We start from the raw sequence: 26,258 nt of genomic DNA, 5'->3' as shown, positions 1-26,258 counted from the left end.
ATGTGTTAATGCTCTTTACAGAAAAGCGCTTAAGAAATAGTTCAATCGTTGTTACAATTGTTCTTGTCATATCTCTTCTAATATTTTTTAAATATTCTTCCTTCAAAGCCTATCAAACTAATAAAATCTCTTCACATATTGAAAAGGAAGATATTGTTTTTTTAGATAGTCTAAGAAATTTAACACATCTACCTTACGAGTAAAGGAAGCTGGGATAAAAGTGCTCAGCTTCTTTTTTGTGTCATCATAATTTTTAAGGTCATAACTAATCTTTATGACCAAGCATAAATAAAATAGATTTTTCAAGTTTTCTAAAGCGTGATAGTATAATTGCCATACCAATTGCAAAGGAGATGACATTATGACAACAAAAAGAGAATGGGTTTTACAGGCATTTAAAAATGAATCAGTTGACAAGGTTCCAGTCGGCTTCTGGTATCACTTTACAACTGATGAGGAACGAAGTGATGGTTTTAATCCAGAAATTTTTAATAAAAATATTGCTGGTCACAAAAAATTTGTCGCTGACGTTAATCCTGATTTTGTCAAAATCATGAGCGATGGTTTCTTCACTTATCCAAACGAACAGATTCGTGAAGGAATCACTTCTATTAAAGAACTCGAAGGTATCACATCAATCGGTGAAAATCATCCATGGATTGAAAAGCAAATTGAGCTCGCAAAAAAAATCCGTGACGATTTTCCAGAAGATATTGCCTCTTTTTATAATATTTTTGCCCCAGCGACTTATCTCAAATGGCATCTCGCAGGAAAAGGTGGTAATGGTGATACGATTATCGAAGATTTTATCAAAGAAGATGCTGAGTTGACAAAGACAGTTCTTGATGTGATTGCTTTTGATATTGGCTTGTTAACGAAACGTTTGATTGAAGAAGCAGGTGTTGATGGTATTTATCTCAGTGTTCAAAATTTGCAAGATTCACGATTGAGTCGTAAGGAATATGACCATGTTATTAAGCCAGGTGAACTTCATATCTTGAATCGAGCTATTAGCTCAGGTGGCACAAACATTCTTCACATTTGCGGTTACGAAGGTGCGACAAATGACATTTCTTACTACACTGGTTATCCTGCTGATGTGATTAATTGGGCTGTTGAATTGGAAGGTGTTAGCTTATCAGAAGGTCGTGAATTATTTGGCGGGAAGACAGTTCTTGGCGGATTTAGAAATACTGAAAATGACTTGCTTTATCGAGGCAGCAAAGAAGCGATTCAAAATAAAGTTAGAGAAATTCTCGATGAAACAGGTCGAAAAGGTGTAGTTATTGGAGCTGACTGCACAGTGCCAAATGACATTGAAGCTGAGCGCATTGCTTGGGTCAAAGAAGCAGTCGGATTTTAGAGATTTCAGAAATCAAGGAAAGTTTTAGGTAAAAAGAAAAAGGAGAGTTATATGAGTAAGAAAAAATGGATTATTTCAGGAAGCGTTATCGTAGCACTTGTTGCAGCAACTATTGTTGGACGTCAATTGACAGGGAAAAATTCAGCAAGTGCAGATAGTTCATCAGAAAGCTCTGAAAAAGTGACAACTTTGCAAGTCGCTCACACGCAAAACTATGTTCCATATGATTATATCAACGAAAAAGGTGATAGCGATGGTTTTGAAGTTGCGGTATTGAAAGCTGTTGATGAAAAATTGAAAAACTATAAATTCGATTACACTGGAACAAGTGATGAAGATTTGTTGATTGGACTTGAATCTGGTAAATATGACATTGGTGTCAAAGGTGCTTGGTACACTGAAGAACGTGCTCAAAAATTCATTATTCCTGATGAAGCTATCGGTGCAAGTGTTATTGGCTTTGCTATTCGAAAGGAGGACGAATCTAAATACAAAGATATTGATTCTTTTGCAAAAAACGGTGGTAAGTTAGTGCCAATTTCCCCTCAAAATGCTCAATACAATGTGATTCAAGAATACAATAAGAAAGCTAAAAATCAGATTGAATTGACTGAGTCAGAAAGTTTCTCTGTTGCTGATGCTTATGCTTGGGTTCTTGAAGGTCGTTACGATGCTTATTTCTCAATTAAATTATCATTTGAAGAAGCCGTTCAAAAAGAAGATGGTGCTTATCATCAGTACGCTGATCAATTAACTTGGTTCCCATATAAGGGAATTGAAACTTATCCGTTGATTCACAAAAATTCAACTAACAAAGCATTTGCAAAAGAGTATGACAAAGCAGTTAAAGAATTGCAGGAAGACGGTACGATTGCAAAACTTTCAGAAAAATACTTTGGAGAAGATGTCTTTAGTTATGTAACAGATTAGGAGGTGCCTATGGTTTCTTATGAACCGTCTCGTGTGATAAGAGTTATTCCTGAAATCTTGTCAGCTTTGCCTCTCACTCTTTGGGTTTTAGTTGTGACTGTTTTATTAGGAAGCTTATTAGGTTTCTTACTAGCTTATGCACAAATATCGAGAGAAGCTAGCTTTTCTCAAATCGCAAAAGGTTATGTTTTTATTTTGAGATGTACGCCACCGATTGTTCTCATTTTTCTTGTGTTTTATGGTTTACCTCGTTTTATTGAATGGTGGCTTGGCATCGATGTGAATGGCTGGTCTCGTGCGGTATTTGTCATTTTGGCAATGACTTTGCTGTTTGGTGCAAGCATTTCTGAAGTTTTTAAGTCATCTTATCAAGCTCTACCTAAGGGGCAATTAGAGGCTGGACTTAGCATTGGTCTGACAGAATATCAAACCTTTATTAGAATTCTTTTACCACAGGCGTTTCGAATTGCACTTCCAAATATTGTGACAGCTATTATTAATCTTTTAAAAGATATTGCACTTGCTTATACAATTGGTTTAGTTGATTTAATGGGAGAAGGAAATCTCATCATTTCAAGAAACATGGGAAATTATTCTCTTGAAACTTATACGGCAGTTGCTATTGTTTACTGGGTTTTAGCCTTCTTCTTATCTTTTATTGCACATGTGACTGAAAATGAATTGAATACCGAAAAGGGCTAAGGAGGAGATTATGGATTTTTCTTATATTTCAGAAACGTTTATCAAGGCTCTTGCAGGAATTCCGGTCACTTTAGGAATTATGATTGTTTCAATTCTTATCAGCTTTTTTCCGGCACTTTTTCTAGCATTGGGGCGTATTCACAAAGTAAAAGGTGTTACGGGATTTTCAGTGGTTTATCTTGCTTTTATTCGCTCAACGCCGCCGATTTTGTTAATTTTATTTTTTTACAGTCTGTTTCCAAGTTTGATTAATCAAGTATTGAAAGCTTCTGGTTTTAACGTTTTTGACATCAATCCTATTTATTACGCGTTTGTTATTTTTGGGCTTATGACAACAGGCAGTCTTTCAGAGATTATTCGTTCGAGTCTTTTGACGGTTAATAAAGGGCAACTAGAAGCAGCACTTGCTATAGGACTTACGAAAAAGCAAGCTTATTTGAGGATTATTTTTCCACAAGCCATTAAGCAAGCTCTTCCTAATCTTTGCAATCTTGTCATTAATCTAGTTAAAGGTACCTCTCTTGTTTTTGTAATGACAGTAAAAGATATAACGGCGATTGCTAAGGTTGAGGCAGCATACGGCTATCATTATTTTGAATCTTACTTTGTTATTTTTGTGATTTATATTGTGATTTGTGGGTTGATTCAATATGCTTTTAAAGTGTTGGAAAGACGTGCTCAGATTGGTTGAGAGAAAAGATGGGAGAAGTTATGCTAACAGTTAAAAATATTGAGAAATCTTTTGGAGAAAAGAAAGTTTTAGATGGGATTAGTTTGACGGTAAATAAAGGGGATGTTGTTGCTATTCTAGGGCCATCTGGGTCAGGAAAGACAACTTTTTTGAGAACGTTAAACCATCTTGAAGCAGCTGATTCAGGTCTGTTAGAGTTGGACGGAAAGACATATGATTTGCCAAAAATTAACCGTAAAGAGGTGCTTGAAATCCGCAAAAAAACAGCCTTTGTCTTTCAAAATTATAATTTATTTGCCAACAAAACAGCGCTTGAAAATATCTTAGAAGGCTTAGTCATTGCAAGAAAAGTTCCAAAAGCAGAAGCCATTCCGATTGCTGAGAGTGCGTTAAAAAAAGTTGGATTGTTAGAAAAAAGAGATTTTTACCCAAGCCAATTATCAGGTGGTCAACAACAACGTATTGGAATCGCGCGTGCTATTGCGGTAAAACCAGAGGTTATTCTTTTTGACGAACCAACGTCTGCACTCGATCCAGAATTAATCGGTGATGTGCTTGATGTCATGAAAGAACTTGCTAAAGAGGGTGTGACAATGGTGGTAGTTACTCACGAAATGAGTTTTGCGCGTGATGTCGCAACGCACGTTATTTTTATGGAAGGTGGGCATATCATCGAAGAAGGTGACCCGAAAGAATTCTTCACACGACCAAAAGAAGAACGTACCAAACAATTCTTGACACGAATTATTCCAGAATTAAATATTGACCCAGTGATATAGATGGCTCTTATGAGATTATTGAAAAAGAAGAAGTAAAAAGCTATGTTATGACTGGTTTTATCAATTGAACTAATTACCTAAACAAAAGGAGGCTGATACATTTCAGCTTCTTTTTAAGTGTTGTGCTATAAAAAATATTTATGGCACAGCATAAAATATTTAGAGTACACGACTATAGAAGAATTCTTTATAATACCTTTATAACGTTTGGAGGGATATTATGTTAGATTGGGGCTTTGTTTATGAGAATATTCCCTTGTATCAACAAGCTTTGGTGCTTACGATTCGTTTGGCTCTATTTGGCATCTTGGGAGCGATTATTTTAGGCTTTTTCATTAGTTTGATTAAGTACTACAATGTAGCTATTTTAAGTCAAATTTGCCAGATTTATATTGAATTGTCTCGTAACACGCCGCTTTTGATACAGCTTTATTTTCTCTATTATGGCTTGCCTAAAGTTGGAGTGGTTTTACCATCGGAGCTTTGTGCGATTGTTGGTCTAATCTTTTTAGGTGGTTCTTACATGGCGGAGTCATTTCGGTCAGGGTTGGAAGCAGTGTCCAAAAGACAGTATGAAGTTGGTTTGAGCATCGGATTATCACATCTTCAGAATGTTTTTTATGTCATCCTTCCTCAAGCAATCGCAGTTGCACTTCCGTCGTTGGTTGCTAATATCATCTTTCTTGTCAAAGAGACGTCTGTCTTTTCAATTGTTGCACTTGCTGATTTGATGTACATTGCTAAGGATTTGATTGGACTGTATTATGAGACCGATGAGGCGTTGTTAATGTTGGTCGTTGCTTACTTGATTGTTCTTTTACCGATTTCACTATTGGCAAGGGTACTAGAAAGGAGGTTGCATCATGCAGGTTTCAGGACTCCAGGTGCTGTTTCAGGGAAATAATCTTTTGCGACTCCTTAAAGGACTGTTAGTTACGATTAATATTTCCTTAGTGTCCATTCTTATTTCAGTGGTTTTAGGATTCTTATTTGGTTTTATAATGATTTCACGCTTTAGAGTGATTCGCTTTATTTCACAAATCTATCTAGAATTTATTCGAATCATGCCACAATTAGTCTTGCTCTTTCTTGTTTATTTTGGTTTAGCTAGAACTTTTAATCTCAATTTATCTGGTGAAGTAGCAGCACTTATTGTCTTTTCAATGTGGGGGACAGCTGAGATGGGAGATCTTGTTCGCGGAGCGTTGACATCACTACCAAAACACCAAATTGAAAGTGGTCTTGCTCTGGGATTAAACAATCGACAGTTATTCATTTACGTTGTTATGCCACAAATTTTACGACAATTATTACCCCAAGCGGTTAACCTAATGACACGAATGATTAAAACAACGTCATTAATTGTTTTGATTGGTGTTGTCGAAGTGGTAAAAGTTGGTCAAGAGATTATTGAAGCTAATCGTTTGACGGTACCTAGTACCGCAATTTGGATTTATGGCTTAATCTTTATGATGTATTTTGCTGTTTGTTTTCCAATCTCGAGATTGTCAGTTTATTTAGAAAAACGTTGGAAGGAGTGAATCATTTGGCAACGATTTTAGAACTTAAAGATATTGAAAAATCTTATGGCGAGCAAAAGATTCTCAACCAAGTTTCGTTTTCCGTTGAAGAGGGTGAAGTTTTAGTCATTCTAGGTCCGTCAGGTTGTGGAAAATCAACATTACTTCGTTGTATCAATGGCTTGGAACCAATTCAAGCAGGAAGAGTTGAACTTGAAGGCAAGGAAATTTTAAAAGAGTCTAAAAATCTTCCCCTTGTTCGCCAAAAAATCGGCATGGTATTTCAATCCTACGACCTTTTCCCACACTTAACAGTTCTAAAAAATCTTTTATTAGCACCAGTAAAGGTTCAAAAAAGGTCAGTAGAGGAAGTGAAGGGCGAGGCATTAAAACTACTTAAGCGAGTTGGTTTAGAAGGAAAAGAAAATAGTTATCCTCACGAGTTATCTGGCGGTCAGATGCAAAGGGTTGCTATTGTGAGAAGTTTACTTTTACATCCTGAAGTGCTTCTATTTGATGAAGTTACAGCGTCACTTGACCCTGAAATGGTTAGAGAAGTTTTAGAGTTGATTGGGGAACTTGCACACGAAGGTAGGACAATGATTATTGTGACGCATGAGCTACAGTTTGCAAAAGCGATAGCAGATCGTGTGATTTTTCTTGAAAAGGGACAAATTGTAGAAGAAAGTGATGCGAGATTATTTTTCAGGCAACCAAGAACTCAACGTGCGCGTGATTTCTTGAATGTCTTTGATTTTTCTACAGTTGGTTAAATAGGTAATAAAAATTTAAGGAGTTATATATGAAAATTGTAAAACGTTTTTTAGCGATTGTTAGTCTTTTATTAATTGTTTTTGCTGCAGGATGCTCAACTTCAAAATCTTCAACTACTAAAAATTCATCTTCAGCTACGTCAACAGCCAAAGCTCGCTCTCTTGATGCAATCAAGAAGAGCGGTACCATTAAAATTGGAGTTTTCTCAGATAAAAAACCGTTTGGTTATGTTGATGACAAAGGAAAATACCAAGGATATGATGTTTATTTTGCAAACCGTTTAGCAAAAGATTTGGGTGTTAAAGTTAAATATGTTTCAGTAGACCCAGCAAGTCGTGTTGAGTATTTGACATCAGCTAAAGTAGATATTATTCTTGCCAACTTTACAGTGACTGACGAACGTGCAAAACAAGTTGATTTTGCTTTGCCATACATGAAAGTGGCGTTAGGTGTCGTATCGCCAAGTAATCAATTAATTTCTGACGTTGATGCTTTAGAAGGAAAAACTTTGATCGTTGGCAAAGGAACAACAGCTGAAACATACTTTGAAAAACATTATCCAAAAGTAAATCTTTTAAAATTTGATCAGTACAGCGAAGCATATCAAGCACTGTTAGATGGTCGAGGTGACGCGCTATCAACTGACAATACAGAAGTTTTAGCATGGGCTTTGGAAAATAAAGGTTACGAAGTTGGCATTACAAGTTTGGGTGACACAGATACCATTGCTCCAGCAGTTCAAAAAGGAAATACTGAGCTTCTTGATTGGATTAATGATGAAATTAAATCTTTGGGTGATGAAAACTTCTTCCACGAAGACTATGACAAGACATTAGCTCCAGTTTACGGTGATGCTGCAAAAGCAGATGACTTGGTCGTAGAGAGTGGTGAAGTTGATTAAAAAATCAACAATGTAAAAATTAAGAAATCTGAGATTGATTATCTCAGATTTTTTCGTGATTTATTTGAATGCTAAAACATTTTTTAGTAAGAGTCGCTTTTTTTGCGGAACAATGATAAAATGGAGTGTAAACTAAAAATTGTAAGAGAAGAAAATGACTAAGAAAATTGGCGTCGGAAAGGCGCATAGTAAGATTATTTGGATGGGTGAACATTCAGTGGTGTATGGCTATCCTGCCATTGCAATTCCACTTCAAGGCATTGAAGTGGAATGTCGTATTTATCCAGCTGATGAAAAAATTCACTTTGATTATTATGATACACTATCAACAGCCGTTTATGCGGCACTTGAGTACCTAAATCATACTGATGTTTCAATCACTTATGATATTCGCTCAGAAATTCCTCAAAAACGAGGCATGGGTTCATCAGCGGCGGTTTCAATCGCAGCAATTCGTGCCGTGTTTGATTATTTCGAGCAAAGTATTGACATGGATACTCTTGAAATTTTGGTAAATAAAGCAGAAATTATTGCACATTCAAATCCGAGTGGCCTTGATGCTAAGACATGTTTGAGTGACAAGGCAATTACCTTTATTCGAAATATTGGTTTTAGCACACTTGACCTAGACTTGGATGCTTATCTTGTTATCGCAGATACGGGTATTTATGGAAATACGCGTGAAGCAGTTGAAAAAGTTGCACAAGCTGAGGAAGCTAATTTGCCACATCTTGCAGCTTTAGGAGACTTGACAGAAATGGTTCAAAAAGCGATTCAAGACAAGGCTATTTCTGAAATTGGTTCCTTGATGACAAAAGCACACAGTCACTTACAAGCAATTGGCGTTAGCATTGAAAAAGCTGACCAATTAGTTCAGATTTCTTTAGAAAATGGTGCCCTTGGTGCCAAAATGAGTGGCGGAGGTCTTGGTGGATGCATTATTGCCCTTGCACAGACCAAAGCACAAGCAGAAAAAATTAGTAAAGCATTAACAGAAGGAGGAGCGGTTCAAACGTGGATCGAAAAATTGTAACGGTAAAATCATATGCCAATATCGCTATTATTAAATACTGGGGGAAAGCTGACGCAGCTAAGATGATTCCAGCAACCAGCAGTATTTCATTGACACTGGAAAATATGTTTACCACAACAAGTGTATCCTTTTTGCCAGGCACAGCAACTCACGATGAATTTTATATTAACGGTGTTTTGCAAGATGAGAAAGAGCATGCTAAAATTTCTGCCATCATTGATCAGTACCGCGGGCAGCGTACTGAGTTTGTAAAAGTAGAGACAAGTAATAACATGCCAACAGCAGCAGGATTGTCATCAAGTTCTAGTGGATTGTCAGCGCTTGTGAAGGCATGTAATGAACTTTTTGAAACTGGTTTGACTCAGGCTGAACTGGCTCAAAAAGCAAAATTTGCTTCTGGTTCATCTTCACGTTCATTCTTCGGACCACTTGCTGCTTGGGATAAAGATACTGGAGAAGTCTATCAAGTAGAAACTGACCTCAAACTTGGCATGATTATGCTTGTTTTGAGCGATAGCAAGAAACCAATCTCTAGTCGAGAAGGTATGAAACGCTGTGTTGAAACATCAACAACGTTTGAGAATTGGGTCAAACAATCTGAACAAGATTACAAAGACATGCTAGGTTATCTTAAAAATAACGACTTTGAACGTGTTGGTGAGTTAACTGAACGCAACGCACTTGCAATGCATGACACAAACACGCATGCCAACCCACCGTTTAACTACTTGACAGAAGAAAGTTATAAGGCAATGGACTTTGTCAAACAACTTCGTGCTGAAGGTGAAAAATGTTACTTCACAATGGATGCTGGGCCAAATGTTAAAGTGCTTTGTTTAGAAGAAGATTTAGAGCGATTGACAAAACGTTTTGAAGAAAACTATCGTGTAATTGTTTCACGTACTAAGGAATTACCATATGAAAATGACTAAAGTTCAGACAGGCGGAAAACTCTATATCGCTGGAGAATACGCTGTGCTGACACCAGGGCAGACTGCAATCATTAAAAATATCCCAATTCATATGACAGCGGTTGTTAAAGAGAATTCTACAATCAAGCTTTCTTCTGATATGTTTGATTACTCAGCTACAATGTCTGAAGATAAAAATTATGCTTTAATTCAAGCAAGTGTTCAGACTTTAGCTGATTATCTTGGCAAGTCAATTGATGAATTAGTACCATTTTCACTTGAAATCACAGGAAAAATGGAACGTGACGGGAAAAAATTTGGCATTGGTTCAAGTGGTTCAGTCACTGTCCTAACGCTCAAGGCTTTATCAGCTTTTTATGATTTGAATTTGTCAGCCGACCTTCTTTTTAAATTGGCGTCTTACACACTTTTAAAACTTGGTGACAATGGTTCGATGGGGGATATTGCTTGTATTGCATACGATGACTTAGTTGCATTTACTTCATTTAATCGACAAAAGGTTGCCAAATGGATTGCGGATGAGCCAATTCAGACTGTCCTTGATAAAGACTGGGAATATCAGATTGAGGTGATAAAACCAGCCTTGTCTTGTGAGTTTTTGGTCGGTTGGACTAAGCAACCGTCAATTTCAAAAGATATGATTAATCTCGTTAAATCAGCCATTTCAGAAGAATTTTTGACGGAAACTGAACAGCAAGTTCAAACTTGTAAAAAAGCTCTTTTGAGCGGTGATAAAGAGAAAATTAAATCTGCACTTCAAAACGTCAGTGATTTATTGCTCAGCCTTAGCTCAGCTATTTACATTGATAAACTAAAAGATTTGAAGGCTGCAGAAGAAGGTCTGGATGTGATTGCTAAATCATCTGGTTCAGGCGGTGGTGACTGTGGTATTGCAATATCATTTGACAGCAATGACACGAAAGAACTTATCACACGTTGGCAAAATCTTGGTATTGAACTACTAGATTTGGAGAAATTATCATGATGAATCGTAAAGATGAGCATATTAAGTATGCATTGAAATACCAATCTCCTTATAATTCCTTTGATGAGATGGAATTGATTCACCATTCTCTTCCAGATTATGATTTGAGTGAGATTGATTTGCACACGCATTTTGCTGGGCGCGATTTTGATTACCCATTTTATATCAATGCGATGACAGGTGGCTCAGAAAAAGCAAAGGCAGTTAACCGTAAATTAGCTCAAGTTGCTCAAGCGACAGGTCTTGTCATGGTGACAGGGTCATATAGTGCCGCGCTAAAAAATCCGCAAGATGATTCTTATCCAAGCAAGAAAGATTATCCAGATTTATTACTTGCGACAAATCTTGGTATTGACAAACCATATGAACTAGGATTGCAGACCGTTGATGAAATGCAGCCTATCTTCTTGCAAGTTCACGTGAATTTGATGCAGGAACTCTTGATGCCTGAGGGTGAACGAGAGTTTCGTTCTTGGAAGAAAAATTTAGAAAACTACGCTACAAAAATGCCTGTTCCAGTCGTTTTAAAAGAAGTTGGATTTGGAATGGATTTAAAAACTATTCAGATGGCACATGCATTTGGCATTAAAACCTTTGATATTTCAGGACGTGGCGGAACAAGTTTTGCTTTTATTGAAAACCAACGTGGTGGCGACCGTTCATACTTAAATGAATGGGGTCAAACTACTGTTCAAAGCCTTTTAAATCTACAAGATTTTGTTGACACCGTCGAAATTCTGGCTTCAGGTGGTGTACGTCATCCTCTTGACATGGTGAAATGCTTTGTTCTTGGTGCAAAAGGTGTCGGTCTTTCACGAACTGTTTTAGAGCTTGTTGAGAAATATCCAGTTGAGCAAGTTGTTGATATTGTAAATGGCTGGAAAGATGATTTGCGTCTTATTATGTGTGCTCTTAATTGTAAGACGATTGCAGACTTACGAAATGTTGATTACCTTTTATACGGAAAATTAAGCGAAGCAAATAAAAAGCACTGATTTTAAATCAGTGTTTTTTTGTATCATAGCATGAAATAAACAATTGCAATGTAATGAAGAACAGAAGCAATCAAGATAAAGATATGCCAAATCATGTGGTCGTAAGGACGTTTTCTAGCATAGAAAACTGCACCAATAGTATAAGCTAGACCACCGGCAAGCATTAGAGCCCAAAAGACGACGCCAGTCTTACTTACAATACTTGGAATGATGAATATGACCAACCATCCCATGAGCAAGTAAAGAAAGAGTGAGAATTTTTCATTGATTTTTTTAGCAAAAATTTTGTAAAGAATGCCAAAGATTGTGGCACCCCATTGCAAAATGATAATCAAATAACCAAGCCAGCCACCAACAAGAGAAAGAGCAACTGGTGTGTATGAACCCGCAATAGCAATGTAAATCATGCTGTGGTCAATGATTCGTAAAATGAATTTTTGTGGTGAGTCATACTGCATTGAGTGATAAACTGTTGACGACAGAAACATCAAAAATAAACTAATATCGAAAATTGACATTCCCACAGCAGCTTGCATGCCATAGTGATGATAACTATAAATAGCAGTGATAGGAAGTAGTACAAGCATTGCTACCGCACCAACCGCGTGAGTAACACTATTTGCAACCTCTTCACCAAAAGAAAGACGTTTACTGAGTTTTAAAGTCATGCTAGCTTTCATGAGAATCTCCTTCTAATTTTTGGACTAATTCATGTGTTTGAAAATAAAGTTTCAAAGTTTGACAAGCAGAGACGACCACAGGAGGTAAGTCATCAATTTTCTCGTCATTCATACATGACACAAAATCATCGTAACGTTTTTGTGATTGATCATCAGCAGTTAAGAGTGCCAAAGTTTGACTAATTTCTTGAATTGAAAAAACATTTTTTAATGCTGTAATAACGATTAGTCTAGCGACTTGTTTACGGCTATATTTCTTTTTAATTGGTTTTTCAAGATGACCATGTTTTACATAATTATTTATCATAGAAGCAGTCAAGCCTTTAGCATCTTGTTGATTAGCCTGACCAACTTGATTAACATAAAGAAGAACTTGGTCTAAGTATAAATCAATTTGTGGTAACTCAGACCATTTTGGATAAGTAGTACTCATAAAGTTATCTCCACCTCTTCATCTAGTATTGATAACTAGATTATATAATTATCGATAATTGAAGTCAAGGAAAAAAACTGTCCAGTGGACAGTTTTTTCACGAGCCGGGAAATAGAAGAGCTGGTTAACTGTCCTGAGTTCAAAAATAAAAATCGAGCCAATATTAATAAGTTGGCTCGATGTAATTTAATTTCTAATATTTTGTAAGATGTGCTGCGCTGTTTCAAGGTTCATATGTGGTGCCTTAAGCAAAGCTTTTACAACTTCAGCAACTTCTTTATCTTTAGCACCTGAAAGAAGGGCAAGCGATTTTGCTTGTAGTTTCATGTGTCCTGCTTGAATACCAGTTGAAGTCAAAGCTTTAACGGCAGCAAAGTTTTGTGCTAAACCGACAGAAACGATGATTCGAGCTAGTTGACGAGCATCAGGGTAACCAAGCATATCGTGAGCGATTTTGACTGTTGGATTAAGACCAATTGAACCTCCGCGAGTTGCGATTGGCATAGGAAGCGTTAGCTGACCACGAAGCACCTGAGCCTCTTCATCGTAATTCCAAGTGGCAAGACCGCGGTATTGACCATCTTTACAAGCATAAGTGTTTGCACCAGCTTCGATGGCACGCCAGTCATTTCCTGTTGCCATAACAACAGCGTCAATTCCGTTAAAAATACCTTTGTTATGTGTGCTTGCTCGGTAAACATCTTCTTGAGCAAGTTTGCTTGCTAGGTGGAATTTTCGAGCTAACTCTTTAGCTTCATCTTTATTACGACTGAGGTAACGTAGGTCAACTTGACATTCTGAAGTTACTAAAGATTCGGTCGCATAGTTTGACAGAATTGCCATTAAGCTTTTTCCGCCAGAGAGTTCTTCAAGACTTGGTACTAAAGCCTCCATCATGGTGTTGACCATGTTAGCGCCCATCGCTTCTTGAGTGTCAACGGTTAAGTAGACAATAAGGAAATCATCTTTTTCATCGATACTCAATTCACGAGCACCACCCCCACGTTTTACGATAGAAGGATGAGCATCGTTTGCTAAAGTAATCAGTTGGTCGGTGTGTTCGATGATTGCTTTTTTTGCAGCACTTTTATTTGGAACATCGTAAAGTGCAATTTGTCCAATCATTTTACGAGAGTGAACTTGAGTTTTGAAGCCTCCAGAACGTTTGATAATTTTCGCAGCAAAGCTAGCTGCAGCAACCACTGAAGGTTCTTCAGTTACCATTGGAACATTGAAAATAGCTCCATCAATTTGAAAATCGGGTGCTAATGAAAACGGCAATGAAAATGTTCCGATAAGATTTTCTGTCATCTGATTAGCTGTTTCAAGTGAGAGTAGTTCATTTGATTTTAAACGGTCAAGATTTTCAGAACTGATTAGTTCATTTTTTTTGAGATGTTCAAGGCGTTCAGCCAACGTTTTTTTGGAGAAACCTCCCCAAGTCACTTTATTTGTTGTCATTTACTTCACCATAGATTCTTTGATGTTCACGAATTTCTTTGAGGGCAAATGCACCAGTTTTGTAATCGGCAACGGTAGCATTACCTTCTGAGTCAACTTCAACTTCTTCAAAGAAGAGTTTTTCATATTCTTCAACAGAAAGTTTGATACGATTTTTTAGAGATTCAAGACGACTTGTCTGAAGCATATCTTTAAATCCTTCTACCAAAGTTCCTGTGAAAATTTCTGCTACGGCACCACTACCATAACTAAAGAGGGCAATGTTGTCACCAGCAGCGAGATTTTCAGAGTTTTCAAGAAGTGATAGAAGTCCAAGGTAGAGTGAACCAGTGTACATGTTACCAACTTGTTTGCTGTAGAGAATTGATTTTTCAAAGTTGTCTTTGAGTTTAGCTTGCAATTCTTCTGGTAGATTTTTATCCATTACTTTATTAAAGCCTTTGAGGGCTAATTTTGGAAATGGCAAGTGGAAACAAAAGGCTGAAAAGTCAGCTAGTGATGTTTCAAAACGTTTTTGGAATTCTTCCCAAGTTGTTTTTAGCATGCTAAGGTATTGTTTTGTAGAGTAAATACCATTTACAAAAGGTGTTGTTGAGTAGTTCGGACGCCAGAAATCCATGATATCACGCGTTTGAGCAACTGAATTATCATTCAAAAGCATAATGCGTGGGTCTTTTGAAATCAGCATAGCGATACTTCCAGCACCTTGAGTAGGTTCACCTGGTGTGTTCGCCCCGTAGCGTGCTACGTCAGCAGCAATAACCAATACTTTTGATTCAGGGTGTTTTTGAACATGCAATCGAGCATAGTCAAGTGCAGCTGTTGCACTGTAGCAAGCTTCTTTCATTTCGATGCTGCGAGCAAAAGGTTGGATACCCAAAAGGTGGTGAATCCAAGTTGCAGCAGCTTTACTTTGGTCAACAGATGATTCTGTTGCTACAATGACCATATCAATGTCTTCTTTATCTTGGTCGCTAAGAATACTTTTTGCAGCAGAAGCACCAAGTGTTACGATGTCGTCGTTAACAGGTGTGATACTTAAGTTATTTAATAGAAGACCTTTACTATATTTATCTGGATCAACGTCTCGGCTCTCGGCTAGGTCGTCCATATTCAGCATATATTGTGCTGTTGCAAATCCAATTTTATCAATACCAATGTTCATGAAAAAACCTTTCTTTTTATTGAATTTCCAATAAATGTTAGGTGTTTTACTTTCTTCTTATTAGCCTAACAAGTTTTTAAAAGGCGGGGAAATCCTTTTAAATAAGAAACTCTTTTTTAGTAAATTTACGGCGTGACTAATTGTCCATTGATAATTTTACCATAAAGTAGCCTAATTACTCTATAAAAAAATATTGATTTAATCTTTCAAAGTAAATGAGAAAATCTTATTAAATCTACTAAAAAGCTGGAAATTTTAACTGTTTTCAGATAAAATGGAAAAGAATGATTTTTTAAAAATCAAACAATAAATCAAAGGAGAGCGGATAGCATGACAAAAGCAGATGTTATTTTTAAAGAAAATATCAAAAGAATTATGGATGAAGGGGTATTTTCAGAAAACGCACGTCCTGTTTACCAAAGCGGTGGACAAGCAAATTCTAAATACGTAACAGGTGCTTTTGCTGAATATGATTTGAGTAAAGGTGAATTCCCGATTACAACTCTTCGTCCTATTCCAATTAAAAGTGCTATTCGCGAAATTTTTTGGATCTATCAAGATCAAACCAATGATCTTTCAGTTCTAAATGATAAATACAACGTTAAATATTGGAACGATTGGGAAGTCGATGGCACTGGTACAATCGGTGAACGTTATGGAGCGGTTGTTAAGAAACACGATATCATTCGTAAAATCTTAAAACAATTAGAAGCCAATCCATGGAATCGTCGTAATGTTATCTCACTTTGGGATTACGAAGCTTTTGAAAATACAGATGGTCTTTTGCCATGTGCTTTCCAAACTATGTATGATGTGCGTCGTGTTGATGGCGATATTTATCTTGATGCCACTTTGACTCAACGTTCAAATGACATGTTGGTTTCACACCATATTAATGCTATGCAATACGTTGCTCTCCAAATGATGATTGCAAAACACTTCGGTTGGAAGGTCGGAAAATTCTTCTATTTCGTTAACAACTTGCACATTTATGACAATCAATTTGAACAAGCAAAAGAATTGCTTCGTCGTGAACCTACTGATTGCAAACCTCGTTTGGTTCTTAATGTGCCAGATGGAACAGATTTCTTTGATATTAAGCCTGAAGATTTTGAATTAGTCGATTATGATCCAGTCAAACCACAATTAAAATTTGACTTAGCCATTTAATCTATTTCATGGCTTTTTCGTATCGCATCTCTGCATTTTTACAGGAAATCTGATAAAATGAAAGTAATGAATGAGAGGACAATATGACAAAGAAAATCGTTGCTATCTGGGCCGAAGATGAAAATCATCTAATCGGTGTGAATGATGGGTTGCCTTGGCGACTCCCAAAGGAACTGAAGCATTTTAAAGAAACAACGATGGGACAAGCTCTTTTAATGGGGCGAGTGACCTTTGATGGCATGAAACGTCGCATCTTACCTGGCCGTGAAACATTGATTTTGACTCGAGATAAAGCTTTTGAAGCTGATGGTGTGACGGTCGTTCACGATATGGATCAAGTATTTGAGTGGTTTAAAAATCACGATAAGACCCTTTATGTTGTTGGTGGTGCAAGTATTTATAAAGCCTTCTTGCCTTATTGTGATGAGATTATAAAAACAACAGTTCACGGTGAGTTTGAGGGAGATACTTACTTCCCAGACGTTGATTTAGAACAATTTACAAAGGTTTCTGAGTCATTTTATGAAAAAGATGACAAGAATGCCTATGACTTTACAATTACTGTTTTTGAAAAATAACACATGGAGATAGGAATGCAAAGAAGTATTTTCGGTGTATTCACGGCTCTGCTCGCAGTTATCTGTATTTTGTGTGCAATTCCAGCACTTCGTAAAAAACGCTATGGATTAGCTGTCCTTTTATTTTTGAATGCATTTACTAATATTGTAAATACCATTCATGCCGTGTATGGTACCTTGTTTTAATATATAGAGAGAAAAAATAAAGTTAGAGAGAACAAAATGGTTGGAAATCGAACAAATGATGTAAAAGTTTATTGCTCATTTTGTGGAAAAAGCCAAGACGAAGTAAGAAAAATTATTGCAGGAAATAATGTTTTTATTTGTAATGAATGTGTGGCTTTATCCCAAGAGATTATTAAAGAAGAATTAGCAGAAGAAGTTCTTGCAGATTTGGCAGAAGTTCCAAAACCAAAAGAATTACTAGCTACCCTTGATGAATATGTTGTTGGTCAAGAACGTGCAAAACGTGCTCTTGCAGTAGCAGTTTACAATCACTACAAGCGTGTATCTTTTGCTGAAAGTCGTGATGAAGAAGATGTTGAATTGCAAAAATCAAACATTTTGCTTATCGGACCAACAGGGTCAGGGAAAACTTTCCTTGCTCAAACATTGGCTAAAAGTCTTAATGTTCCATTTGCGATTGCAGATGCGACATCATTGACTGAAGCAGGATATGTCGGTGAAGACGTTGAAAATATCCTTTTGAAACTGATTCAAGCAGCTGATTTTAATATTGAACGTGCTGAACGTGGTATTATCTACGTCGATGAAATTGATAAAATCGCTAAAAAAGGTGAAAATGTTTCAATTACTCGTGACGTTTCAGGTGAAGGTGTTCAACAAGCTCTTCTTAAAATCATTGAAGGAACTGTTGCTAGCGTACCACCACAAGGTGGACGTAAACACCCTAACCAAGAAATGATTCAAATTGATACCAAGAATATTCTTTTCATCGTTGGTGGTGCGTTCGACGGTATCGAAGATATTGTTAAACAACGTCTTGGTGAAAAAATTATTGGTTTTGGTCAAAATAACCGTAAAATTGATGAAGATGCATCTTATATGCAAGAAATCATCTCAGAAGATATTCAAAAATTTGGTCTTATTCCAGAGTTTATCGGACGCTTGCCTGTAGTAGCTGCGCTTGAACAATTGACTGCGGATGATTTGGTTCGTATCTTGACTGAACCTCGCAATGCCTTGGTTAAACAATACCAAACATTGCTATCTTATGATGGTGTTGAGTTGGAATTTGATGAAGATGCTCTTCAAGCAATTGCTAATAAAGCTATCGAACGTAAGACAGGTGCGCGTGGACTTCGTTCAATTATCGAAGAAACAATGATGGATATCATGTTTGAAATTCCTAGTCGCGAAGAAGTTACCAAAGTTCGCATCACTAAAGATGCTGTCGAAGGTACTGATAAACCTATCTTAGAAACTGCATAAGGAGAGAAAATGACTGAGTATTTAAATACCCATAATGCCTCACTTCTACTAAGTGCAGCTAATAAATCACATTACCCACAAGATGATCTGCCTGAAATTGCTTTAGCAGGTCGTTCAAATGTTGGAAAATCTAGTTTTATCAACACACTTTTAGGGCGTAAAAACTTGGCACGTACGTCAAGTAAGCCAGGAAAAACGCAGTTGCTTAATTTCTATAATATTGATGACAAATTGCGTTTTGTTGACGTTCCAGGGTACGGTTATGCCAAAGTTTCTAAATCTGAGCGTGCTAAATGGGGCAAAATGATTGAAGAATATCTTGTAAGCCGTGATAATCTTCGTGCAGTTGTCAGCTTAGTTGATTTTCGTCATGACCCAAGTGCTGATGACATCCAAATGTATGAATTCCTAAAATATTATGAAATTCCTGTTATCGTTGTTGCGACGAAAGCAGATAAAATTCCACGAGGTAAATGGAATAAGCATGAATCAGCTATCAAGAAAAAATTGAACTTCGATAAGACTGATAAATTTATTGTCTTTTCATCTGTTGATCGTACTGGTCTTGATGAATCATGGGATAGTATTTTAGAAGAATTATAATATTGAAAGCTTGAGATGAAAATTTCAAGCTTTTTTCAATGCTATAGTTTTAAACTAAGAAGTCGATAGTTAAAGTCTATTACCGTTTCTTAAAATCTTGTGATATCATAGACCTATTATGTATTGAGAGGTTTTTATGGAAAATCATAATTTTGAAAATGAAGGTCAATTTCAACGCAAGATGACAAGCAGGCATCTCTTTATGTTGTCGCTTGGTGGTGTTATTGGAACGGGATTATTTCTCAGTTCTGGGTATACAATTGCGCAAGCAGGTCCTTTCGGAGCAGTTCTATCTTACTTGGTAGGAGCTGTTGTTGTTTATTTGGTTATGCTATCACTTGGTGAGCTAGCTGTAGCGATGCCCGTTACTGGGTCTTTTCACACTTATGCTACAAAATTCATAAGTCCCGGAACTGGATTTACAGTTGCCTGGCTGTACTGGATTTGTTGGACAGTTGCTTTGGGAACTGAATTTTTAGGCGCAGCAATGCTCATGGGACGATGGTTTCCAGGTGTTCCGACATGGGCTTTTGCAACATTTTTTGCTCTGATTATTTTTGCTATTAATGCCTTAAGTGTAAAAAGTTTTGCGGAAGCGGAGTCCTTTTTTGCATCCATTAAGGTCATTGCCATCATTATCTTTATCATTCTTGGGTTAGGTGCAATGCTTGGAATAGTCAGTTTTGAAGGTCAGCACAAGGCAATTTTATTTACAAATCTAACTGCTAACGGCGCATTTCCAAAAGGTTTTGCTGCAGTTGTTTCAGTAATGTTAGCAGTCAATTATGCTTTTTCTGGAACTGAATTAATTGGAATTGCTGCAGGTGAGACTGACAATCCTAAAGAAGCAGTGCCAAAGGCAATTAAAACAACGATTGGTCGTTTGGTCATCTTTTTTGTTTTGACAATTCTTGTTTTGGCATCGCTGTTACCAATGAAAGAAGCTGGAGTATCAAGTGCACCATTTGTTGATGTTTTTGATAAAATGGGAATTCCGTTTGCAGCTGATGTGATGAATTTTGTTATTCTAACAGCTATTTTATCAGCAGGAAATTCTGGACTATATGCTTCAAGTCGCATGCTCTGGTCTCTTGCAAATGAAGGCATGCTTTCTAAAAAGATTGTTAAGATTAATGAGCATGGTGTTCCAATGCGCGCATTATTATTATCAATGCTGGGTGCTGTTTTATCACTTTTTTCAAGTATATACGCTGCAGATACTGTCTATCTTGCTCTTGTTTCTATTGCTGGTTTTGCTGTGGTAGTGGTTTGGCTATCAATTCCTTTAGCTCAGATTAAGTTCAGAAAAGTCTTTTTAAAAGAACACTCTATTTCTGAGTTATCGTACAAAACTCCATTTACGCCGGTGCTACCATACGTTACTATTATCCTATTGTTAATTTCAATTGTTGGGATTGCTTGGGATGCTTCGCAAAGAGCGGGACTTTATTTTGGAATTCCATTTATTATTTTGTGTTATTTGTATCATTACCTTCGTTATAAAAAATGGTAAGAAAGGTTAGTTATGGGGAAATTTAAGGATTTACTAGACAAGAATGAATATGTTATCTTAGATGGTGCGCTTGGAACGGAGTTAGAAAATCGCGGCTATGATGTGTCAGGAAAACTTTGGTCTGCAAAGTATTTACTTGAAAATCCAAAAGTGATTCAAGATTTACACGAAGTTTATTTGCGAGCTGGTGCTGATATCATCACAACTTCAAGTTATCAGGCAACCATTCAAGGACTTGAAGATTACGGTTTAACAGAACAAGAAGCTACTGACACCATTGCTTTAACAGTAGATTTGGCAAAAAAAGCAAGAGAAAATGTTTGGAATGTTTTGTCTGATGATGAAAAGAGTAAACGTCCCTATCCTTTGATTTCTGGTGATGTTGGACCTTACGCTGCTTATTTGGCTGATGGTTCCGAATACAATGGAAACTATCACTTGTCTAAGGAAGAGTTCAAAGATTTTCATCGCACTCGTATCAAGGCACTATTGTCAGCTGGCTGTGATTTTTTGGGAATTGAAACCATTCCAAATGTTGTTGAAACAGAAGCTTTAATTGAATTATTAGCTGATGAATTTCCAGAAACTGAGGCTTATATGTCATTTACGGCACAGGATGATGAGTCTATTTCTGATGGAACTGCGATTGAAACTGTAGCAGCTTTGTGTGATGCTAGCAAGCAGATTTTAGCTTTGGGGATTAATTGCAGCAGTCCAGCTGTTATTTCAAATTTACTTAAGAAAATTAGAACAGTGTCACAAAAGCCACTAGTCACTTATCCTAACTCGGGAGAGATTTATGACGGGGCTACACAGACTTGGAAATCTCTTCCGGATCACACTCACACTTTACTAGAAAACAGTCAGATTTGGCATCAATTCGGTGCAAAAGTTGTTGGGGGCTGTTGCCGAACAACACCTGATGACATTGCTTGTTTGACTAATCATCTTAGATAATAAAAACGTCTAGAAATTTTCTAGACGTTTTTTGTTAAATATTTGCCGTTTGCAAGCGATAGCGGATAACGACACTTGTATAGTGATAAATGATTGCTAATAGTATCAATGATACAATCCAAATGGTTCTTACTTGGATAAAGTGGTGAATGATTGCTACAAAGATAGCACCAAGAACAAAACTGACAACGACCAATGAATAATTGACAGCTTGTCGTTTCATCTTAGCAGTTTTATTTTCAGTAGTAAGGTAGTTATGCCAAGCGGTAATCATCTTACGATAATTTCCGGAAGTCATCAAAATCGAGTAAGCGTGTGATTCAATTTGGCTGCCTGAGAAGGTCAAGGTTAATAGACCAGTTCCTAATGCTAAAAGAATTACCCATAAAAGTCGATTTTCAGGTAAGAGCGGTAGAGCAATGGTAACAAATAGCAATGGTAAAATAGCATAAGCACGCCAAAATGCTGTTTTTGCCCGAGCTCGAACACGCAATCCAAACATAAATCCGAGTGAGAAAAAGAAAACTGAATAAAAACGGATTAATGTCTGATGTAGTGAACTATGGCTGATATCAGCAATAAGAAACAAAATGTTCCCTGTTTGAGTAGCAACTAAGGTGTCAAATTGAATTTGACAGTAGACATCAAGAGCTCCGCCTAAAAATCCAAGTAAAACAGCTTCAAAACGACTATTTTGAGGCATGTATTCTAAATCATTCACACCATGTCCTTCTTTCTAATAGAGTCAACAGTCATATTGTAACATTTTATTAAGTCAGGTACTAGGGGAGATTTGTGAAAAAAATAATCGAACTTTAATTAATTCAAATGAGAAAGATTTTCTTGAAATCATCGATAGGTTGAAAGGATTCATTGATGGATTTGTGAAATTTTTGCGATTACAATAAAAAAGCTCAACTCATTAGTCTGAGTTGAGCTATGTAAGGAGTGCTTAGAAATAGGAGTAAGATTACATTTATTTTTCGCTGATGATGAGTTCTCCGTCAACCATATCAGCTTTAAGGTGTTTAACATCAGTGTGATCAAGGTAGAAGTCAGTGATTTTATCACGGATTTCTTGTTCGATAACACGGCGGAGTGGTCGAACACCCATTGCTTCATCGTATCCTTCTTCGATAAGATGTTTCTTAGCATCGTCGCTAACAACCAAGTCAATACCTTTTTTAGCAATAGTCTTGCTAACTTCAGTTAACATCAAGTCAACAATTTCGTTCAAGTCATCTTTAGTCAAGTGTGAGAATTCAATGATACCGTTGAAACGGTTGAGGAATTCAGGACGGAAGTATGGAGCGATACGATCCATAATCTTCACATCTTTGTCTTCTTGACCTGTCAAGGCTTCATTACCAAATCCAGCATTTGAAGTTGCAATGATGACAGTGTTCTTGAAGTTGATAGTATTACCTTGACCATCTGTCAAACGACCATCATCCAAAACTTGGAGAAGAAGTGTGATAACTTGGGGGTCAGCTTTTTCAATTTCATCAAGAAGGACGATTGAGTAAGGGTTACGACGAACACGTTCAGTAAGTGTGTTGTTATTGTCATCGTAACCAACGTAACCGGCTGTAGTACCGATTAATTTAGATACAGCTGTGCGATCAGAGTACTCGGACATATCTAGACGGATAATGGCATCTTTTGAGCCAAACATATCAAGTGCCAATTGTTTAGCAAGTTCTGTTTTACCGACACCAGTTGGTCCGACAAATAGGAAACTACCGATTGGGCGGTTACCTTCGTCAAAACCAGCACGGTTACGACGGATGGCGCGTGCAACAGCTTCAACAGCTTCGTCTTGACCGATGACTTTACCTTTCAAACGGCTAGCCAATTCTTTCAAACGTTCAATATCTGAAGCTCCCATATTTGAAACAGGCACACCAGTCAAACGTTCAACGGATTCAGCCACGTCGTTAACAGTTGCAGTGACTTTTTTATCTTCTGTGTGATTGTCGATTTGTTTTTGCAATTCTTCGATACGAACTTTAGCATTAAGCGCAGCTTCGTAATCTTCTTTTGCAGCGGCAGCTTCTTGTTTTTCTTTTTGTTCTGCAATTTCTTTTTCTAAAGATTTGACATCAGTCACAGGATGTTGCGCAGCCAAGTGAGCAGCAGTCATATCAATTAAGTCGATTGCTTTATCAGGAAGGCTACGTTGTGGGATGTATTGAATTGAAAAATCAACAGCAGCTTTCAAAACATTATCTGGAAGAATGACGTTGTGGTGTTTTTCGTAAAGGTCACGAATTCCCATCAAGATGTTGAAACTGTCTTGGGCAGAAGGTGCGTTTACTTTTACTTCATTGAAACGACGAGCTAGCGCAGCATTTTTCAAAATAGTATTGCGGTATTCATCTTGAGTAGTTGCACCAATAACAGTCAATTCACCACGAGAAAGGGCTGGTTTTAGGATATCTGCTAAACCTTTAGAACCAGAGTCACCTCCAGTTGAGCCAGCACCAAGAATTTGATGGATTTCGTCGAAGAAGAGGATGATATTACCTGCATCTTTAACTTCTTTAATCATGTTTTGGATGTTTTCTTCGAAAGCACCGCGGTATTGTGTACCAGCTTCAAGCCCTGAGATATCAATTGAGATGATTTCTTTATTCTTGATAGCAGCAGGAACATCACCATTAACAATAGCTTGCGCTAACCCTTCAACGACAGCAGTCTTACCGACACCAGCATCTCCGACTAGAACTGGGTTATTTTTTGTACGACGTGACAAGATTTCAGCAGTTTCTTGGATTTCTTTGTTACGTCCGATAACTGGGTCAAGTTCATTATTACGAGCACGTTCAGTTAAGTTAGTTCCTAGTTTAGCCAAGATACCACCTTCTTTTGGAGCAGAAGTAGGAGCTCCTTCTTGGTATTCAGCATTTCCAGGAAGTTTACCGGTTTGACGATATTGAGCAAATTCCTCAGGAGTAACTTCACGTCCGTTAATCAAATAACGTTTGTTCTCTGTGTTATATCCTCCCATATTTCCCATAAGTTGGTTGAAAATGTCATCCATGTTTCCAAAAGGATCTCTTCCATAAAATTGATTGTTTGCCATATTAATTACCTCGCTTTATTTGTGAAATTTAATCAAATCAAAATGATACGATTTGATAGAAGGTAGGAGTTCTTTAGTCTTTACATATCAGAGTAGAGAGGTCGTATTTAAAGAAATCTTTGATTGTTCCTATCAATCACCTTCTGAGGATATAATAACTCATTGGTCAGTAAAAGTCAAAGATTTATGCGCAGAAAATATGATTATTTTTCTTAGATAGCGTTTTATAAATTATAATTGTGATACTATAATCTGAAATGGTGCAAAAAACAGTCATCATAAAAGAAGAATTATAAAATAATTTAATAGTAGAAACAATAAAAAGTAATTAATTTTGAAAAAAATAATAAAAAAGTGTTGACAGAGTCAAAAATGTAAGTTATAATAAATGAGGTTTTGTAATGAAACTGACCTAAGACAGCAGGGGAGCAGTGCTCATAATATTCCTGCCGAGGCACAAAACGTAATGATGAAATAACGTATTTGTACTTTCGTGTCTAGGTTTAGGTGCGAATTTTTTTGTACCTAGCCCAAAAATAATAACGGAGGTAAAAACTAATGAGTGAAGCAATTATTGCTAAAAAAGCTGAACAAGTTGATGCTGTTGCTGAAAAAATGAAAGCTGCTGCATCTATCGTTGTTGTTGATTCACGTGGTCTTACAGTTGAACAAGATACAGTTCTTCGTCGTAATCTTCGCGAAAACGGTGTTGAATTTAAAGTTATCAAAAATTCAATCTTGACTCGTGCAGCTGAAAAAGCAGGTCTTGACGGAATGAAAGATCTTTTCGTAGGACCATCTGCAGTAGCATTTTCTAACGAAGATGTTGTTGCACCAGCAAAAGTTATTAACGACTTTGCTAAAGATGCTGAAGCACTTGAAATCAAAGGTGGAGCAATTGAAGGCGCTGTATCTTCTAAAGAAGAAATTGTTGCCCTTGCATCATTGCCAAGCCGCGAAGGACTTCTTTCTATGCTCCTTTCTGTTCTTCAAGCGCCAGTTCGCAACGTTGCACTTGCTGTCAAAGCAGTTGCAGACAACAAAGAAGACGACGCTGCTTAATGCGTATGGTAGCCTAGCGCTACAAACATTTATCTAATAAAACATTAATATTTTTGGAGGAATCTACAATGGCATTGAACATTGAAAACATTATTGCTGAAATTAAAGAAGCTTCAATCCTTGAATTGAACGATCTTGTAAAAGCTATCGAAGAAGAATTTGGTGTAACTGCAGCTGCTCCTGTAGCTGTAGCTGCTGCTGGTGCTGCAGACGCTGGTGCTGCTAAAGACTCATTTGACGTTGAATTGACTTCAGCTGGTGACAAAAAAGTTGCTGTTATCAAAGCTGTACGTGAAGTTACAGGTCTTGGTCTTAAAGAAGCTAAAGCTCTTGTTGATGGTGCACCTGCTAACGTTAAAGAAGGCGTTGCTACTGCAGAAGCTGAAGAAATCAAAGCTAAACTTGAAGAAGCTGGAGCTTCAATCACTCTTAAATAATAGAGTTATTACTCAAGTAGCTTAATAAAGCTGATAAAACCGCTGGTCTTAGGACTA

28 protein-coding genes and 1 other annotated feature are annotated in these 26,258 nt (G+C 37.1%); of the genes, 22 read left to right on the top strand and 6 right to left on the bottom strand.

Annotated elements, in window-relative coordinates; genetic code table 11:
- The first annotated feature begins 358 nt into the window (after positions 1-358).
- The 13 genes from ACN0NP_RS00640 to fni all read left to right on the top strand — a co-directional run bounded on the left by ACN0NP_RS00640 (position 359) and on the right by fni (position 11,605).
- Positions 359-1,363, top strand: coding sequence for a uroporphyrinogen decarboxylase family protein (locus ACN0NP_RS00640; protein WP_423217665.1), 1,005 nt, complete (start codon positions 359-361; stop codon positions 1,361-1,363).
- A 51-nt stretch (positions 1,364-1,414) separates the two neighbouring features.
- A complete protein-coding gene (locus ACN0NP_RS00635) occupies positions 1,415-2,293 on the top strand; it encodes a transporter substrate-binding domain-containing protein (RefSeq protein WP_423217338.1) in 879 nt (292 codons plus the stop codon).
- Positions 2,294-2,302: 9 nt separating this feature from the next.
- Entirely contained in the window at positions 2,303-2,995 is a 693-nt protein-coding gene (locus ACN0NP_RS00630; protein ID WP_024343975.1) for an amino acid ABC transporter permease, read from the top strand.
- A gap of 10 nt (positions 2,996-3,005) precedes the next feature.
- The gene (locus tag ACN0NP_RS00625) at positions 3,006-3,686 is read left to right on the top strand and encodes an amino acid ABC transporter permease (protein WP_024343976.1); all 681 of its coding nucleotides are present in this window, start codon (positions 3,006-3,008) and stop codon (positions 3,684-3,686) included.
- Between the two features lie 20 nt (positions 3,687-3,706).
- Positions 3,707-4,465 (top strand): amino acid ABC transporter ATP-binding protein, encoded by a 759-nt coding sequence (locus tag ACN0NP_RS00620; protein ID WP_423217337.1) that lies wholly within the window; start codon positions 3,707-3,709, stop codon positions 4,463-4,465.
- 220 nt (positions 4,466-4,685) lie between these two features.
- Positions 4,686-5,369: an amino acid ABC transporter permease gene (locus ACN0NP_RS00615; protein ID WP_288275257.1), complete on the top strand. Its 684-nt coding sequence runs from the start codon at positions 4,686-4,688 to the stop codon at positions 5,367-5,369.
- Positions 5,329-6,006: an amino acid ABC transporter permease gene (locus tag ACN0NP_RS00610; protein WP_014334857.1), complete on the top strand. Its 678-nt coding sequence runs from the start codon at positions 5,329-5,331 to the stop codon at positions 6,004-6,006. Before ACN0NP_RS00615 ends, ACN0NP_RS00610 begins: the two co-directional genes overlap by 41 nt.
- 5 nt (positions 6,007-6,011) lie before the next feature.
- Positions 6,012-6,758 carry an amino acid ABC transporter ATP-binding protein gene (locus ACN0NP_RS00605; RefSeq protein WP_274641809.1) on the top strand — a complete coding sequence of 249 codons (747 nt, stop codon included), beginning with the start codon at positions 6,012-6,014 and terminating at the stop codon, positions 6,756-6,758.
- Positions 6,759-6,787: 29 nt separating this feature from the next.
- Positions 6,788-7,660 (top strand): cysteine ABC transporter substrate-binding protein, encoded by an 873-nt coding sequence (locus ACN0NP_RS00600; RefSeq protein WP_039690569.1) that lies wholly within the window; start codon positions 6,788-6,790, stop codon positions 7,658-7,660.
- 154 nt (positions 7,661-7,814) lie between these two features.
- Positions 7,815-8,693, top strand: coding sequence for a mevalonate kinase (mvk, locus tag ACN0NP_RS00595; protein WP_074629521.1), 879 nt, complete (start codon positions 7,815-7,817; stop codon positions 8,691-8,693).
- Positions 8,675-9,625, top strand: a complete 951-nt coding sequence (gene mvaD, locus ACN0NP_RS00590; protein ID WP_423217336.1) for a diphosphomevalonate decarboxylase — start codon at positions 8,675-8,677, stop codon at positions 9,623-9,625. The genes mvk and mvaD overlap by 19 nt, the downstream gene beginning before the upstream one ends.
- Positions 9,612-10,610: a phosphomevalonate kinase gene (locus ACN0NP_RS00585; protein ID WP_074450561.1), complete on the top strand. Its 999-nt coding sequence runs from the start codon at positions 9,612-9,614 to the stop codon at positions 10,608-10,610. Before mvaD ends, ACN0NP_RS00585 begins: the two co-directional genes overlap by 14 nt.
- A complete protein-coding gene (gene fni / locus ACN0NP_RS00580; RefSeq protein WP_423217335.1) occupies positions 10,607-11,605 on the top strand; it encodes a type 2 isopentenyl-diphosphate Delta-isomerase in 999 nt (332 codons plus the stop codon). Before ACN0NP_RS00585 ends, fni begins: the two co-directional genes overlap by 4 nt.
- A gap of 23 nt (positions 11,606-11,628) precedes the next feature.
- Here the strand turns inward: fni and trhA are convergent, their stop codons facing one another.
- The 4 genes from trhA to ACN0NP_RS00560 all read right to left on the bottom strand — a co-directional run bounded on the left by trhA (position 11,629) and on the right by ACN0NP_RS00560 (position 15,344).
- Complete coding sequence (gene trhA / locus ACN0NP_RS00575; protein WP_024343981.1) at positions 11,629-12,285, bottom strand: PAQR family membrane homeostasis protein TrhA; 657 nt, start codon at positions 12,283-12,285, stop codon at positions 11,629-11,631.
- Positions 12,275-12,718: a DUF1836 domain-containing protein gene (locus tag ACN0NP_RS00570; RefSeq protein ID WP_423217334.1), complete on the bottom strand. Its 444-nt coding sequence runs from the start codon at positions 12,716-12,718 to the stop codon at positions 12,275-12,277. Before ACN0NP_RS00570 ends, trhA begins: the two co-directional genes overlap by 11 nt.
- Positions 12,719-12,904: 186 nt before the next feature.
- Entirely contained in the window at positions 12,905-14,179 is a 1,275-nt protein-coding gene (locus ACN0NP_RS00565; protein WP_423217333.1) for a hydroxymethylglutaryl-CoA reductase, degradative, read from the bottom strand.
- Positions 14,166-15,344: a hydroxymethylglutaryl-CoA synthase gene (locus tag ACN0NP_RS00560; RefSeq protein ID WP_074483567.1), complete on the bottom strand. Its 1,179-nt coding sequence runs from the start codon at positions 15,342-15,344 to the stop codon at positions 14,166-14,168. Before ACN0NP_RS00560 ends, ACN0NP_RS00565 begins: the two co-directional genes overlap by 14 nt.
- Positions 15,345-15,674: 330 nt before the next feature.
- On the opposite strand from ACN0NP_RS00560, the gene ACN0NP_RS00555 reads away from it, so the two are divergent.
- From ACN0NP_RS00555 to mmuM, 7 genes are all read left to right on the top strand, one after another.
- Positions 15,675-16,514 (top strand): thymidylate synthase, encoded by an 840-nt coding sequence (locus ACN0NP_RS00555; RefSeq protein WP_021142433.1) that lies wholly within the window; start codon positions 15,675-15,677, stop codon positions 16,512-16,514.
- Between the two features lie 83 nt (positions 16,515-16,597).
- Positions 16,598-17,092 (top strand): dihydrofolate reductase, encoded by a 495-nt coding sequence (locus tag ACN0NP_RS00550; protein WP_021142432.1) that lies wholly within the window; start codon positions 16,598-16,600, stop codon positions 17,090-17,092.
- 15 nt (positions 17,093-17,107) lie between these two features.
- Positions 17,108-17,278 (top strand): hypothetical protein, encoded by a 171-nt coding sequence (locus ACN0NP_RS00545; RefSeq protein ID WP_021142431.1) that lies wholly within the window; start codon positions 17,108-17,110, stop codon positions 17,276-17,278.
- A 36-nt stretch (positions 17,279-17,314) separates the two neighbouring features.
- Positions 17,315-18,544, top strand: a complete 1,230-nt coding sequence (gene clpX, locus ACN0NP_RS00540) for an ATP-dependent Clp protease ATP-binding subunit ClpX (RefSeq protein WP_423217332.1) — start codon at positions 17,315-17,317, stop codon at positions 18,542-18,544.
- 9 nt (positions 18,545-18,553) lie between these two features.
- Positions 18,554-19,147, top strand: a complete 594-nt coding sequence (yihA, locus tag ACN0NP_RS00535) for a ribosome biogenesis GTP-binding protein YihA/YsxC (protein WP_423217331.1) — start codon at positions 18,554-18,556, stop codon at positions 19,145-19,147.
- A 136-nt stretch (positions 19,148-19,283) separates the two neighbouring features.
- Positions 19,284-20,660, top strand: a complete 1,377-nt coding sequence (locus ACN0NP_RS00530) for an amino acid permease (RefSeq protein WP_423217330.1) — start codon at positions 19,284-19,286, stop codon at positions 20,658-20,660.
- Between the two features lie 12 nt (positions 20,661-20,672).
- Positions 20,673-21,617, top strand: coding sequence for a homocysteine S-methyltransferase (gene mmuM, locus ACN0NP_RS00525; RefSeq protein WP_423217329.1), 945 nt, complete (start codon positions 20,673-20,675; stop codon positions 21,615-21,617).
- A 34-nt stretch (positions 21,618-21,651) separates the two neighbouring features.
- On the opposite strand, the gene ACN0NP_RS00520 is transcribed toward mmuM, so the two are convergent.
- Together ACN0NP_RS00520 and ACN0NP_RS00515 are read right to left on the bottom strand one after the other, a co-directional pair.
- Positions 21,652-22,320, bottom strand: coding sequence for a DUF1275 family protein (locus ACN0NP_RS00520; protein ID WP_029875966.1), 669 nt, complete (start codon positions 22,318-22,320; stop codon positions 21,652-21,654).
- A 273-nt stretch (positions 22,321-22,593) separates the two neighbouring features.
- Positions 22,594-24,702, bottom strand: a complete 2,109-nt coding sequence (locus ACN0NP_RS00515) for an AAA family ATPase (RefSeq protein ID WP_423217328.1) — start codon at positions 24,700-24,702, stop codon at positions 22,594-22,596.
- A 393-nt stretch (positions 24,703-25,095) separates the two neighbouring features.
- Positions 25,096-25,231, top strand: a sequence feature (ribosomal protein L10 leader region).
- A gap of 29 nt (positions 25,232-25,260) precedes the next feature.
- On the opposite strand from ACN0NP_RS00515, the gene rplJ reads away from it, so the two are divergent.
- Both rplJ and rplL read left to right on the top strand, forming a co-directional pair.
- Positions 25,261-25,764 (top strand): 50S ribosomal protein L10, encoded by a 504-nt coding sequence (gene rplJ, locus ACN0NP_RS00510; protein ID WP_021142424.1) that lies wholly within the window; start codon positions 25,261-25,263, stop codon positions 25,762-25,764.
- Between the two features lie 68 nt (positions 25,765-25,832).
- On the top strand, positions 25,833-26,201 hold the full coding sequence (gene rplL, locus ACN0NP_RS00505) for a 50S ribosomal protein L7/L12 (RefSeq protein ID WP_004232036.1): 369 nt from the start codon (positions 25,833-25,835) through the stop codon (positions 26,199-26,201).
- Positions 26,202-26,258: the final 57 nt, after the last annotated feature.

Origin of the sequence: Streptococcus equinus, assembly GCF_049393805.1 — a bacterium.
GTDB classification, from domain to species: domain Bacteria; phylum Bacillota; class Bacilli; order Lactobacillales; family Streptococcaceae; genus Streptococcus; species Streptococcus equinus.
The sequence above is the reverse complement of the archived record's forward strand: the minus strand, read 5'-3'. Positions and strand labels throughout refer to the sequence as shown.